This window comes from Agromyces indicus, from assembly GCF_031432295.1.
GTDB lineage: Bacteria > Actinomycetota > Actinomycetes > Actinomycetales > Microbacteriaceae > Agromyces > Agromyces indicus.
The window spans coordinates 546,049-557,605 of the sequence record NZ_JAVKGS010000003.1; the positions used below are offsets into that span (position 1 = coordinate 546,049).

The 11,557-nt window shown below is 74.7% G+C and carries 16 protein-coding genes; 9 read left to right on the forward strand and 7 right to left on the reverse strand.

Annotated elements, in window-relative coordinates; genetic code table 11:
* Positions 1-127: 127 nt before the first annotated feature.
* Positions 128-604 carry a hypothetical protein gene (locus tag RH861_RS12455; RefSeq protein ID WP_310521237.1) on the reverse strand — a complete coding sequence of 159 codons (477 nt, stop codon included), beginning with the start codon at positions 602-604 and terminating at the stop codon, positions 128-130.
* Here RH861_RS12455 and RH861_RS12460 point away from each other — a divergent pair.
* The 3 genes from RH861_RS12460 to hutI all read left to right on the forward strand — a co-directional run bounded on the left by RH861_RS12460 (position 567) and on the right by hutI (position 4,598).
* The gene (locus tag RH861_RS12460; RefSeq protein ID WP_310521238.1) at positions 567-1,559 is read left to right on the forward strand and encodes a M23 family metallopeptidase; all 993 of its coding nucleotides are present in this window, start codon (positions 567-569) and stop codon (positions 1,557-1,559) included. The genes RH861_RS12455 and RH861_RS12460 overlap by 38 nt on opposite strands.
* 78 nt (positions 1,560-1,637) lie before the next feature.
* Positions 1,638-3,359, forward strand: coding sequence for a urocanate hydratase (hutU, locus tag RH861_RS12465; protein WP_310521239.1), 1,722 nt, complete (start codon positions 1,638-1,640; stop codon positions 3,357-3,359).
* 3 nt (positions 3,360-3,362) lie between these two features.
* On the forward strand, positions 3,363-4,598 hold the full coding sequence (hutI, locus tag RH861_RS12470) for an imidazolonepropionase (RefSeq protein WP_310521240.1): 1,236 nt from the start codon (positions 3,363-3,365) through the stop codon (positions 4,596-4,598).
* A 17-nt stretch (positions 4,599-4,615) separates the two neighbouring features.
* Here hutI and RH861_RS12475 read toward each other — a convergent pair whose 3' ends face one another.
* Positions 4,616-4,912, reverse strand: a complete 297-nt coding sequence (locus RH861_RS12475) for a DUF503 domain-containing protein (RefSeq protein ID WP_310521241.1) — start codon at positions 4,910-4,912, stop codon at positions 4,616-4,618.
* Positions 4,913-4,964: 52 nt separating this feature from the next.
* Positions 4,965-5,615, reverse strand: a complete 651-nt coding sequence (locus RH861_RS12480) for a hypothetical protein (RefSeq protein WP_310521242.1) — start codon at positions 5,613-5,615, stop codon at positions 4,965-4,967.
* 59 nt (positions 5,616-5,674) lie between these two features.
* Here RH861_RS12480 and RH861_RS12485 point away from each other — a divergent pair, with 59 nt between their 5' ends.
* Positions 5,675-6,064: a DUF2200 domain-containing protein gene (locus RH861_RS12485; protein WP_310521243.1), complete on the forward strand. Its 390-nt coding sequence runs from the start codon at positions 5,675-5,677 to the stop codon at positions 6,062-6,064.
* On the opposite strand, the gene RH861_RS12490 is transcribed toward RH861_RS12485, so the two are convergent.
* From RH861_RS12490 to RH861_RS12500, 3 genes are read right to left on the reverse strand one after another with little or no spacing between them, the layout of a single operon-like run.
* A complete protein-coding gene (locus RH861_RS12490; RefSeq protein WP_067949076.1) occupies positions 6,039-6,296 on the reverse strand; it encodes a DUF6510 family protein in 258 nt (85 codons plus the stop codon). The genes RH861_RS12485 and RH861_RS12490 overlap by 26 nt on opposite strands.
* The gene (locus RH861_RS12495) at positions 6,296-7,036 is read right to left on the reverse strand and encodes an FAD-binding oxidoreductase (protein WP_067949091.1); all 741 of its coding nucleotides are present in this window, start codon (positions 7,034-7,036) and stop codon (positions 6,296-6,298) included. Before RH861_RS12495 ends, RH861_RS12490 begins: the two co-directional genes overlap by 1 nt.
* 5 nt (positions 7,037-7,041) lie before the next feature.
* Positions 7,042-7,635 (reverse strand): sulfite oxidase-like oxidoreductase, encoded by a 594-nt coding sequence (locus RH861_RS12500; RefSeq protein ID WP_310521244.1) that lies wholly within the window; start codon positions 7,633-7,635, stop codon positions 7,042-7,044.
* Positions 7,636-7,727: 92 nt separating this feature from the next.
* Between RH861_RS12500 and RH861_RS12505 the strand changes: the two genes are divergently transcribed.
* From RH861_RS12505 to RH861_RS12525, 5 genes are read left to right on the forward strand one after another with little or no spacing between them, the layout of a single operon-like run.
* Complete coding sequence (locus RH861_RS12505) at positions 7,728-8,978, forward strand: molybdopterin molybdotransferase MoeA (RefSeq protein WP_310521245.1); 1,251 nt, start codon at positions 7,728-7,730, stop codon at positions 8,976-8,978.
* On the forward strand, positions 8,975-9,580 hold the full coding sequence (gene mobA / locus RH861_RS12510) for a molybdenum cofactor guanylyltransferase (protein ID WP_310521246.1): 606 nt from the start codon (positions 8,975-8,977) through the stop codon (positions 9,578-9,580). Before RH861_RS12505 ends, mobA begins: the two co-directional genes overlap by 4 nt.
* Positions 9,577-9,837, forward strand: coding sequence for a DUF6457 domain-containing protein (locus tag RH861_RS12515; protein ID WP_310521247.1), 261 nt, complete (start codon positions 9,577-9,579; stop codon positions 9,835-9,837). Before mobA ends, RH861_RS12515 begins: the two co-directional genes overlap by 4 nt.
* 52 nt (positions 9,838-9,889) lie before the next feature.
* Entirely contained in the window at positions 9,890-10,957 is a 1,068-nt protein-coding gene (moaA, locus tag RH861_RS12520) for a GTP 3',8-cyclase MoaA (RefSeq protein ID WP_310521248.1), read from the forward strand.
* Entirely contained in the window at positions 10,950-11,222 is a 273-nt protein-coding gene (locus RH861_RS12525) for a MoaD/ThiS family protein (protein WP_310521249.1), read from the forward strand. The genes moaA and RH861_RS12525 overlap by 8 nt, the downstream gene beginning before the upstream one ends.
* Before the next feature lie 14 nt (positions 11,223-11,236).
* Here RH861_RS12525 and RH861_RS12530 read toward each other — a convergent pair whose 3' ends face one another.
* On the reverse strand, positions 11,237-11,533 hold the full coding sequence (locus tag RH861_RS12530) for a helix-turn-helix transcriptional regulator (RefSeq protein ID WP_310521250.1): 297 nt from the start codon (positions 11,531-11,533) through the stop codon (positions 11,237-11,239).
* Positions 11,534-11,557 lie beyond the last annotated feature (24 nt).

The window sequence follows — 11,557 nt, forward strand, 5'->3', positions numbered from 1 at the left end:
GCGGATGCCGCGGGCGGCACCCGAACTGTGGGCGTCCCGTATCCGTGGCGTGGTTGTGCGGTAACCCGCCCGATGCAAGACTTGGGCATCGCCGACGAAGACCGTCGGCGATGGACTCACTTATGCATCAGCGCATCGACGACACCGACCCGTTCCGAGCGAGGCCCGCCCGGCGGTGCACGCTTGCCGTCGCCGCGATCGCCGGCACCCTGCTCCTCGGCCTCGTTCCGACGGCGCCCGCCTTCGCCTCCGAGACCGACCAGACGACGAGCTCGAGCGAGACGGCCGCGCCGACCGCCGAGCCGACGCCCACGGAGCCGGCGCCGACGACCCCCACCGAGCCGGCGCCCACCGAGCCCGCGCCGACCGACCCGGCACCCACCGAGCCGGCACCGACCCCGACGCCCACGCCCACGCCGACGCCGACCCCCACGCCGACGCCGACCCCGACCCCGACTCCCACTCCAGCGCCGACGACGCCGGCGCCGACCACGGCGCCCACGCCCACGCCGGCTCCCACGACGCCTGCGCCGTACGTGCTCGTCGGCGACGGACCCGTGGCCCGCATGGCGACGACCGACACCTCCGCCGACGCCGAGGTCACCGCCCTGCTCGGGCTCCGCACGCAGCTCGAGCGCGCGCAGGCCGACCTCCGCGAGGCCGAGGCCGCCCTCGACGCCGGCCGCACGACCCAGCAGGTGGCGCGCACGACGGCCGAGCGACTCGACGAGCGCGCAGCGGAGGCCCGCGGGGTCGCCGAGCGGGCTGCGGCCGCCTACCTCGCCGCGAGCCGTGGCGACGGCGCGGCGATCACCTCCGTCGATGCGGCGTTCAAGGCCGGCAACGACCTCCTCGCGGGCCTCGGCGGCCTCGAGCGGGTGCAGCAGCTCTCGGGCGACGTCGACCGGCTGCGCGAGATCGCGGAGCGCCGCGAGGCCGACGCCGTCAAGGCCGAGGAGCGCGCCGCCGCCGCGTGGCTCGCAGTCGAAGCGGTGCCGATCGACGACCTCCAGGCCGCGGTCGACGCCGCCCGGGCCGCCGTCACCGCCGCGCGCGCCGACCTCCGCGGGCTGCAGTCCCGCGTCGCGGCCGAGACGGTCGCGATCGTCGACACCCTCCCGCAGGACGTGGGGCAGCTCAGCGAGCAGGGGTGGGCGAACCCGGCCACGGGCACGATCTCCGACGTGTTCGGCCCGCGACCCGTGAAGCCCGTCCCCGGCGTGAACGAGTTCCACCGCGGGACCGACATCGCCGCCCAGTGCGGTGCGGGCATCTACGCGGCGACGGGCGGCACCGTGACGTCCGCGGGCCCCAACGGCACGTACGGCAACTGGGTCCTCATCGACCACGGCGCCGGCATCTCGACCGGCTACGCCCACATCCGCGAGGGCGGCATCCTGGTCGACCCGGGCCAGGAGGTCGCGGCAGGCGAGCTCATCGCGGTGGTCGGCAGCACGGGCGCCTCGACCGGATGCCACCTCCACTTCGAGGTGCGCATCGACGGCACCGCGGTCGACGCGGTCCCGTTCATGGCGGCCCGCGGCGTGAAGCTGGGCTGAGCCGGCGAGTCCGGGATCCCGGACAGCTCGGCTGCGGCATCCGTTGCCCGCCCCACCCCCAGGGTGTGTGATCGGAACATGACCACCGCTGCACCCACCTCGACCGGCACCGCCGCCGGCCCCCGCACCGTCCGCGCCGCCCGCGGCACCGAGCTGACCGCGAAGAGCTGGCAGACCGAGGCGCCGCTGCGCATGCTCATGAACAACCTCGACCCCGAGGTCGCCGAGCGCCCCGAAGACCTCATCGTCTACGGCGGCACCGGCAGGGCGGCACGCAACTGGGAGGCCTACGACGCGATCGTGCGCACGCTCGAGGGCCTCGACGCCGACGAGACGCTGCTCGTCCAGTCGGGCAAGCCCGTCGGCGTCTTCCGCACGCACGAGTGGGCGCCGCGAGTGCTCATCGCGAACTCGAACCTCGTCGGCGACTGGGCGACGTGGCCCGAGTTCCGCCGCCTCGAGCAGCTCGGCCTCACGATGTACGGGCAGATGACGGCCGGCTCCTGGATCTACATCGGGACCCAGGGCATCCTGCAGGGCACCTACGAGACCTTCGGCGCCGTCGCCCGCTCGCTCGCCGCCAAGCGCGGGGCGACCGCGGGCGAGGTCGCGTCGGCGACGCTGGCCGGCACGCTCACCCTCACCGCCGGCTGCGGCGGCATGGGCGGCGCGCAGCCGCTCGCCGTGACGATGAACGGCGGCGCGGTGCTCATCGTCGACGTCGACGAGACGCGCCTCCGCCGACGCGTCGACCACGGGTACCTCGACGAGGTCGCACCGTCGCTGGACGCCGCGGTCGAGCGGGTGCTCGCCGCGAAGGCGACGGGGACCGCGCTCAGCGTGGGGGTCGTCGGCAACGCGGCCACCGTGTTCCCGGAGCTCCTCGAGCGGCGCGTCCCCATCGACATCGTCACCGACCAGACGAGCGCGCACGACCCGCTCTCGTACCTGCCCGAGGGCGTGTCCGTCGACGAGTGGCACGCGCTCGCGGCCTCCGACCCGCACGAGTTCACCGAGCTCGCCCGCCGGTCGATGGCCCGGCACGTCGAGGCCATGGTCGGCTTCCAGGCCGAGGGGGCCGAGGTGTTCGACTACGGCAACTCCATCCGGCGCGAGGCCGAGCTCGGCGGGTACGAGCACGCATTCGACTTCCCGGGCTTCGTGCCCGCCTACATCCGCCCGCTGTTCGCCGAGGGCAAGGGACCGTTCCGCTGGGCGGCGCTGTCGGGCGACCCGGCCGACATCGCGGCGACCGACCGCGCCATCCTCGAGCTGTTTCCGGAGGACGCGCACCTGCGCCGCTGGATCGAGCAGGCCGGCGAGAAGGTGCACTTCGAGGGCCTGCCGGCGCGGATCTGCTGGCTCGGCTACCAGGAGCGCCACCTCGCGGGGCTGAAGTTCAACGAGATGGTCGCCTCGGGCGAACTGTCGGCGCCCGTCGTGATCGGTCGGGACCACCTCGACTCCGGCTCCGTCGCCTCGCCGTACCGCGAGACCGAGTCGATGGCCGACGGCTCCGACGCGATCGCCGACTGGCCGCTGCTCAATGCGCTGCTGAACACCGCGTCGGGCGCGACCTGGGTGTCGATCCACCATGGCGGCGGCGTCGGCATCGGCCGCTCCATCCACGCCGGCCAGGTCGTCGTCGCCGACGGCACCGACCTCGCCGCCGAGAAGATCGCGCGCGTGCTCGTGAACGACCCCGGCACGGGCGTCATGCGGCACGTCGACGCCGGCTATGACCGCGCGGTCGAGGTGGCCCGCGAGCGCGGCCTCCGCGTGCCGATGCTCGAGGGCTGACGGATGCCGCACGCCGCAGCATCCGGACGGCTGCTCGTCACCGGCATCGGCGAGCTCGTCACGAACGACCCGGCGCCGGATCGCGAGGGCGGCCCGCTCGGCATCCTCCGCGACGCGGCCCTCGTCGCCGACGACGGCGTCATCACCTGGATCGGGCGATCCGGCGACGCTCCGTCGCTCGAGGCGACGGCGGGCTCCCCGCACCCGCACCGCATCGAGGTGCTCGACGCCCGCGGGCGCGCGGTGATCCCCGGGTTCGTCGACTCCCACACGCACCTCGTCTTCGGCGGCGACCGGGCGGAGGAGTTCGCGGCGCGCATGGCCGGGCGCGCGTACGAGGCGGGCGGCATCCGCTCGACCGTCGCGGCGACGCGCGAGGCGACCGACGACGAGCTGCGCGCGCGGCTCGCGGGGTTCGTCCGCGAGCTGCACGGGCAGGGCACGGCCACGTTCGAGGTGAAGACCGGGTACGGCCTCTCGGTCGTCGACGAGGAACGCCTCGCGCGGCTGGCCGCCGAGGTGACCGACGAGGTCACGTTCCTCGGCGCGCACGTGGTGCCCGCGGAGTTCACCGAGCGCGCCGGCGGCGCCGACGGCTACGTCGAGCTCGTCGCCGGCGAGATGCTCCAGGCGTGCAAGCCCCACGTCCGCTGGGTCGACGCGTTCTGCGAGCGCGGCGCGTTCGACGCCGAGCAGTCCCGCCGCGTGCTCGAGGCGGGACGCGCCGAGGGCCTCGGCGTGCGCGTGCACGGCAACCAGCTCGGCGAGGGCGACGGCGTGCGCCTCGCGGTCGAGCTCGATGCGGCATCCGTCGACCACTGCACGTACCTGAGCGACGCGGATGTCGCGGCGCTCGCGGGTTCGCGGACCGTGGCGACGCTGCTTCCGGGCGTGGAGTTCTCGACGCGGCATCCGTACCCCGACGCGCGACGCCTCATCGACGCCGGCGTGACCGTGGCACTCGCGAGCGACTGCAACCCCGGGTCGAGCTTCACGAGCTCGATGCCGTTCTGCATCGCGCTCGCCGTGCGCGAGATGGGCATGACGCCCGCCGAGGCGGTGCGGGCCGCCACCGCGGGCGGTGCCGCGGCGCTGCGGCGAACGGATGTCGGCGTCCTCCGTCCCGGGGCTCGAGCCGACCTCGCGCTGCTCGACGCGCCGTCGCACGTGCACCTGGCCTACCGGCCGGGCGTGCCGCTCGTCGCCGAGACGTGGAAGGACGGGGCGCGCGTGGCGTGAGCCCGCCGCTCGTCGGATCAGTCGTCGTCGCTGCGGCGCAGGCCGCGTCGCGCCGAGAGGAGCGTGAACTCCGGGTGCGCGGCGACGAGCCGCTCGGCGCGGTCGAGCACCTCGCCGACGCGGCCGGCGTCGGCCGCCACCACGCCGACGCCGATCGCGCCGCGGCGGTGGAGGTCGTGGTCGCCCACTTCGGCGACGGAGGCCTCGGTGGCGCGCCGCAGCTCGGCGAGCACCGGACGCAGCGTGCCCCGCTTCTGCTTCAGCGAGTGCACGTCGCCGAGCAGCAGGTCGAACTCGATCCAGCCGATCCACACGTGCTCAGCCTCCCACGGGCCGCGACGACCCGCCGCGGAACCGACGGTGCCGTCAGCGTGCGGGCGTGATGATGCCCACCGTCCGCGTGCGATCGAGGCGGTTCGCGAGCACGATGGCCAGCACGCCGAGGAACACCCCCGCCGCGGCCCGCGCAAGCCCGTCGAGGGAGACGAGCAGCGTCAGGATGGCCTGATCAGCCGACTGCGGCGCCGCCACGACGAGCAGCGCCTGTGCGAGCGACGGAAGGATCACCGCGATGAGCGCCCAGCACGGCGCCCAGTTCCACGGCGCGGGGACGACGCCGGCACGCGCGATCTGGACGCAGGCCACCACCGCCAGCACCGCCCTGAGCAGCGGGATCGCCGCGAACAGGAAGCCGAAGCGCTCCGGGGTGGACTCGTCGAGCGGCAGGAGCCACCAGACCGCGCGATCCGCGAACGACCACAGGGCGAGCAGCACGAGCGCGACCGTCCCGAGCGGCCGCCCCGCAGTGACGCTGCCGGCGCCGCGGAACCCCAAGGCGAAGATCAGCAGGGCGACCGCGACGAGCACGGGGCCGAGGAACTCCCCGCCAGGGACCGACCAGAGGACCGGTCCGAGGAATGCGGCGACGAACGTCGAGGCGATGAGCAGCGCACCGCCGATCGTCCACGCCAGTCGGGCGTCCTGCGTCATCGCGTCGTTGGGTCGGGGCCGGCGCACGAGAGGCAGCCTATCCTCGGAGGAGACGGAACGAACGCGACGCGACCGCGGGAGGCGCCATGGACGGACACCGGGTGTTCCGGATGAGCTTCGCGAGCATCCATCCGCTCTACGTGCAGAAGGCGGAGAAGAAGGGTCGCAGCCGCGCCGAGGTCGACGAGGTCATCCGCTGGCTGACGGGGTACGACGAAGCCGGCCTCGAGGAGGCCATCGACGACGGCCGCGACCTCGCGACGTTCTTCGCGAACGCACCGGCGATGAACCCGAACGTCGAACTCATCACGGGCGTCGTCTGCGGCGTGCGCGTCGAGCAGATCGACGACCCGCTCATGCAGCAGATCCGGTACATGGACAAGCTCGTCGACGAGCTCGCCCGCGGCAAGAGGATGTCCTCGATCCTGCGGTCGCCGGGGGCCGCGACCGTCAGCGCCGCACCTCGATCGCGCTGACGCCGGCGAGGTCGATCCAGGCGCGCTCGCCCGTGTCGACGAGCACCGCGAGCACGTGGTCGCAGGTCGCGCACCGCACCACCGTGCCGGCTCCGCTCACGTAGACCATGGCGCGCGCGAGCTCCGCGACGGTGCCGCACGCCTTGCACCGGCCCGTCGCCGTGGTGATGTCGAACGAGAAGAAGTCGGCGAGGGGTCCGGCGAGGGCGTTGCCGTCGAGGTGACTCGTCATCACGTGCCTCCGTATCGTTCGGTGCGGATGTCGCGGGGCTCGTGCCCGAGTTCGACGAGCCAGTCGGCGACGCGCTCGACGAATCCCGTCGAGCCGCAGACGAACACCCGGGGGCGCTCCGCCGCGGGCACCGCCGCGGCCTCGAGCGCGTCGCGCGTGATCCGCCCGGGCGGGGCGGACCATCCGTCGGGGGTGCGCCGCGTGTACACCAGGTCGAGGCGCAGCGGTGCGGATGCCGCGGCGAGCGCCGCCCACTCGGACGCGAAGTACACGTCGTCCGGCGTCCGCACCGAGTACAGCAGCCGGAACGGGGTGGGATCGGCGGCGGCGGCGTGCGCGTGCGCCATCGCGAAGAGCGGCACGACGCCCGAGCCGCCCGCGATGAGCTGGACGGGCCGTGCGTCATCCGTCACCGCCGCCGGTCGCCAGATGAAGAACGCGCCGAGCGGGCCGTGCACCTCGAGTCGATCGCCCGCACGGAGTTCGTCGACGAGGTACGGCGAGACCTCGCCGTCGGGCAGCTTGTCGACCGCGAGCACGACGCGCGATCCCTCACCCGAGGAGGCGATGGAGTACGACCGGGTCGCCGTGTAGCCGTCGGGCGCGGTGAGCCGCACGTCGAGGTGCTGGCCGGCCTCGTTGCCGGGCCACCCGTCGACGTCGAGCTCGATGCGCGTCGCGTTCGGGGTCTCGCGGCGGGTCGCGGCGACCGTGGCGACGTGCCATCCGGGCCGCGGCATGCCGCTCACCAGTACCGCTCCTCCTTCCACGGGTCGCCCCGCAGGTGGTATCCGTTCTGCTCCCAGAACCCGGGCTCGTCGTCGGCCATCATCTCGAGCCCGCGAACCCACTTCGCGCTCTTCCAGAAGTACAGGTGCGGCACGAGCAGCCGCGCGGGCCCGCCGTGCTCGGGGTCGAGCGGTTCGCCGTCGAACTCGAAGGCGACCCACGCCTTGCCGTCCAGCAGGTCGTCGAGGGGCACGTTCGTCGTGTACCCGCCGTAGCTGTGCGCCATCGTGTACTCGAGTTCGGTGTCGACGTCGGCGAAGAGCGTGTCGAGCGACACGCCGCGCCATCCGGTGCCGAGCTTCGACCAGTGCGTGACGCAGTGGATGTCGGTCGTGACGTCCTCGATGGGCAGCGCCAGGAACTCGTCCCACGTCCACGAATGCTCGGTTCCGGACTCGGTGCGGATCGTGAACGACCAGTCGGCGGTGTCGATGTCGGGCGTGGGTCCGGCCGACAGCACCGGGAAGTCGCCGACCATCGTCTGGCCCGGCGGCAACCGGTCGTCGCGCTCGCGGCCCCGCCCGGTGAATCCCCTCGTGATGAACGACATGCCCGTCTCCTCCCGCTCGGACCGGACGCCGTCGCGGTCACCCTAGCCCCGCTCCGGCGTCATGTCACGGCCCCGAGGGCTACCGTTGGGTCATGCCGACGTTCACGCCGGCGCCCGACGGCGTCGACCGCGTCTCGGTGGACGCGCACCTCGCGCGCGTCCTCGCCGGGGTCGCGCCGCTCGGCAGGGTCGAGACGGTCGGGCTCGCGGATGCCGCGGGGCGCACGCTCGCGGCCCCGGTCGACGCGCTCGTCGACCTGCCCTCCTTCGACAACTCGGCCATGGACGGCTACGCCGTGCGCGAGGGGGATGTCGCGGCCGCCGCCGATGACGCCCCGGTGGTGCTCGACGTCGTCGCCGACCTGCCGGCCGGTTCGGCGAGCGGGGCGACGATCGACACCGGGCAGGCGGCGCGCATCATGACGGGCGCGCCGATCCCGCCGGGTGCCGATGCAGTGGTGCCCGTCGAGCGAACGGATGCCGGGACCGAGCGGGTCGCGATCCGCACCGCCCCGCGGCCGGGGCACCACATCCGCCGCCGCGGCGAGGACCTGCACGCCGGCGACCCGCTGCTCGGCGCGGGCGTCGTGCTCGACGCGCGCCGGGTCGCGGCCGCCGCCGCGGCCGGCCTCGCCGAGCTGCCCGTGACGGCCGTCCCGCACGTCGCCGTCATCGCGACCGGGACCGAGCTCGCCGCGCCCGGCGCACCGCTGGGGTTCGGCCGCATCCACGACTCGAACTCGGTGCTGCTCGGGTCGCTCGTCGCCGAGGCCGGCGGCGCGGTGAGCGAGTCGCTCCGGCTGCCCGACGACCCGGCGGCGATCCGCGGATGGCTCGAGCGGCGGCATCCGTGCGATCTGGTGGTGTTCGCGGGCGGGGTCAGCGTGGGCGCGCACGACGTCGTGCGGCACGTGCTCACAGGGTTCGGCACCGTCGGCTTCGCGCGGGTGGCGATGCAGCCGGGTGCGCCGCAGGCGTTCGGCGCGCTGCCGGGCGGCACGCCCGTGTTCGGCCTGCCGGGCAATCCGGTGAGCGTCGCCGTGTCGTTCGAGGCGTTCGTGCGGCCCGCGATCCTGCGGCTCCTGGGCCGCGCCGAGACCGGGCGTCGCACGTGGCCCGCGGTCGTGGAGCACGGATGGCGCTCCCCCGCCGGCCGGCGCCAGTACATGCCGGTCGCCCTCGGGCGGCACGACGGACGCCCCACGGTGCGCCCAGCGGCGGCGGGCGGCGCCGCCTCGCACCTCGCTGCCGGACTCGCCGCGGCCGACGGCTTCGCGATCGTGCCGGAGGACGTCGACGAGGTCGCGCCCGGCGACCTCGTCGAGGTGGCGGTCACGCGATGAACGCGGTCGACGCCGTCATCCTCGCCGGGGGTCGCGCCGCGCGGCTCGGCGGGGTGAGCAAGCCGGACCTCATGGTCGACGGCCGTCGCCTGCTCACGACGGCCGTGGACGCCGCCCGGGCGGCGGGCTGCGAGCGCATCGTCGTCGTCGGCCCCGCGGAGCTCGCGGCGCCCGGCTGTCTGCGCGCCCAGGAGGACCCGCCCTTCGGCGGACCCGTCGCCGCCCTCTCGGCCGGGCTCGCGGCGCTGGATCCGGCCGGCGGAGCCGACGTGCTCGTCCTCGCGTGCGACATGCCCGACGTGGGAGCCGCCCTCACCCGGCTGGCCGCCGCGCGCGGCGCGTACCCCGACCGCGACGGCGTCGCACTCGTCGACGCCTCCGGGCGCACGCAGTGGCTCGCGATGCGGTGCGCCCGAGCGGCCCTGGAGCGCGCCCTCGACGCGATCGCGCCCGACGGGGACCGCGCAGCGCTGCACGGCGCCCCGATGCGGCGGCTCGCGGCATCCGTCGACCTCGCCACCGTCGCCGACGGCGGCAGCACGCACGACATCGACACGTGGGGCGACCTCGCTCGCGCCACCGGATCGGAGGGAGCACCATGACCGAACCGCTCGCACCCGAGGCGCTCGACGGCTGGGTGGCCGAGGCCGCCGAGCTGCTCGGCATCGACCCCGCCGTCGTCCCCGTGGGCACGGTGCTCGACCTGGCACGCCGCGTCGCGCACGGCGTCGCGAGGCCCGCAGCGCCCGTCACGACGTTCCTGCTCGGGCTCGCGGTCGGCGCGGGACGCCCGGACGACCTCGCCGTGCTCGCCGACCGGCTGGGCGACGCCGCCGACGCTCGCACCCCGGAAGCCTGAGGATCCGGCCGCCGTCATAGGCCGGAAACGTACGCCTGCGTATCGTGGGGGGATGACCGCCATCGCGCTCGGCATGCCCGCACTGCGTCGGGCGCCGTCGGACGCGCCCTCGACCGAGGGGCGGCCGGATGTCCCGGGTCTCGTCGATCGCTTCGGCCGCGTCGCGCACGACCTGCGCATCTCGATCACCTCGGCCTGCTCCCTGCGGTGCACGTACTGCATGCCCGCCGAGGGGCTGCCCGTGATCCCGCGCGACGAACTGCTGTCGGCGACCGAGATCGCGCGACTCGTCGGCATCGCCGTACGCGACCTGGGCGTTCGCGAGATCCGCTTCACGGGCGGCGAACCGCTCACCCGTCCCGACCTCGTCGAGATCGTGCGGCTCAGCGCCCTCGCGGCGCCCGGCACGCCGCTGTCGATGACGACGAACGGCATCGGGCTCGACCGCAAGGCGGAGGCCCTCCGGGATGCGGGCCTGTCGCGCGTGAACGTGTCGCTCGACACGCTCGACCGTGAGCACTTCGCCCGGCTCACGCGGCGCGACCGGCTCCCGGCGGTGCTCGCGGGCATCGCCGGCGCGCACCGCGCCGGTCTCGGCCCGCTCAAGGTCAACGCTGTGCTCATGCGCGAGACGCTCCACGACGCCCCCGACCTCCTGGCGTGGGCGATCGAGCACGGATGCCGCCTCCGGTTCATCGAGCAGATGCCCCTCGACGCCGACGAGGCGTGGCGGCGCGCGAACATGGTCGACGCCGAGGAGCTCCTCGCCGTGCTGGGCACGCGCTTCGAACTCGAGCCGGTGGGCCGGGAGGATCCGGCCGCCCCCGCCGAGGAGTGGCTCGTCGACGGCGGCCCCGCCACCGTCGGCGTCATCGCGTCGGTGACGCGCCCCTTCTGCGGCGCCTGCGACCGTACGCGCCTCACCGCGGAGGGCTCGGTGCGCTCGTGCCTGTTCGGCGACGACGAGACCGACCTGCGGGCGATGCTGCGCGCGGGCGCCGACGACGCGGAACTCGCCGAGCGGTGGCGCGCGGCGATGTGGGCGAAGAAGGCCGGGCACGGCATCGACGACGTCGACTTCGTGCGCCCGGCGCGGAGCATGGGAGGCATCGGTGGCTGACGGGACCACGACCACGACCGGCACGCGCACGGTGCTGGTCCGCTACTTCGCGGCGGCGGCCGAGGCCGCGGGCGTGGAGGAGGAGCGTCTGGCGGCGACCGCGACGCTCGGGGAGCTCCGCGACGAGCTCGTCGCCCGGTACGGCGCCGCGATGGCCCGCGTCGTCGCGAACGGCTCGTTCCTCCTCGACGGCGTCGTGCGCCGCGACCCCGCAACGCCGGTCGGCGCGCAGGTCGACGTCCTGCCGCCCTTCGCGGGCGGCTGACCCGGCCGCGCCGGTCAGTCCCGGCTCGGACGCCCCGGCAGGTCGGCGAGCGCCCGGATCAGCTCGCCCGCGGTGTGCGCCGCGTTCGACGGGTGCCGCAGCGGCCGCTCCGGGTAGAGGATGTAGTGGTTCCGCCGGCCGCGCCGCTCGCGCTCGAGGTACCCGCCGTCCTCCAGGTCGTTGAGGATCGTGACGGCGGCCCTCGTGGAAATGCCGACCTGCTCGGCGATCGACCGCACGGTGGCGTCTCGGTCGAGCGCGACCGCGATCAGCACGTGCGCGTGATGGGTCAGGAACGTCCACTCGCGCATGCGCCCATCATCCCAGCTTCGGGT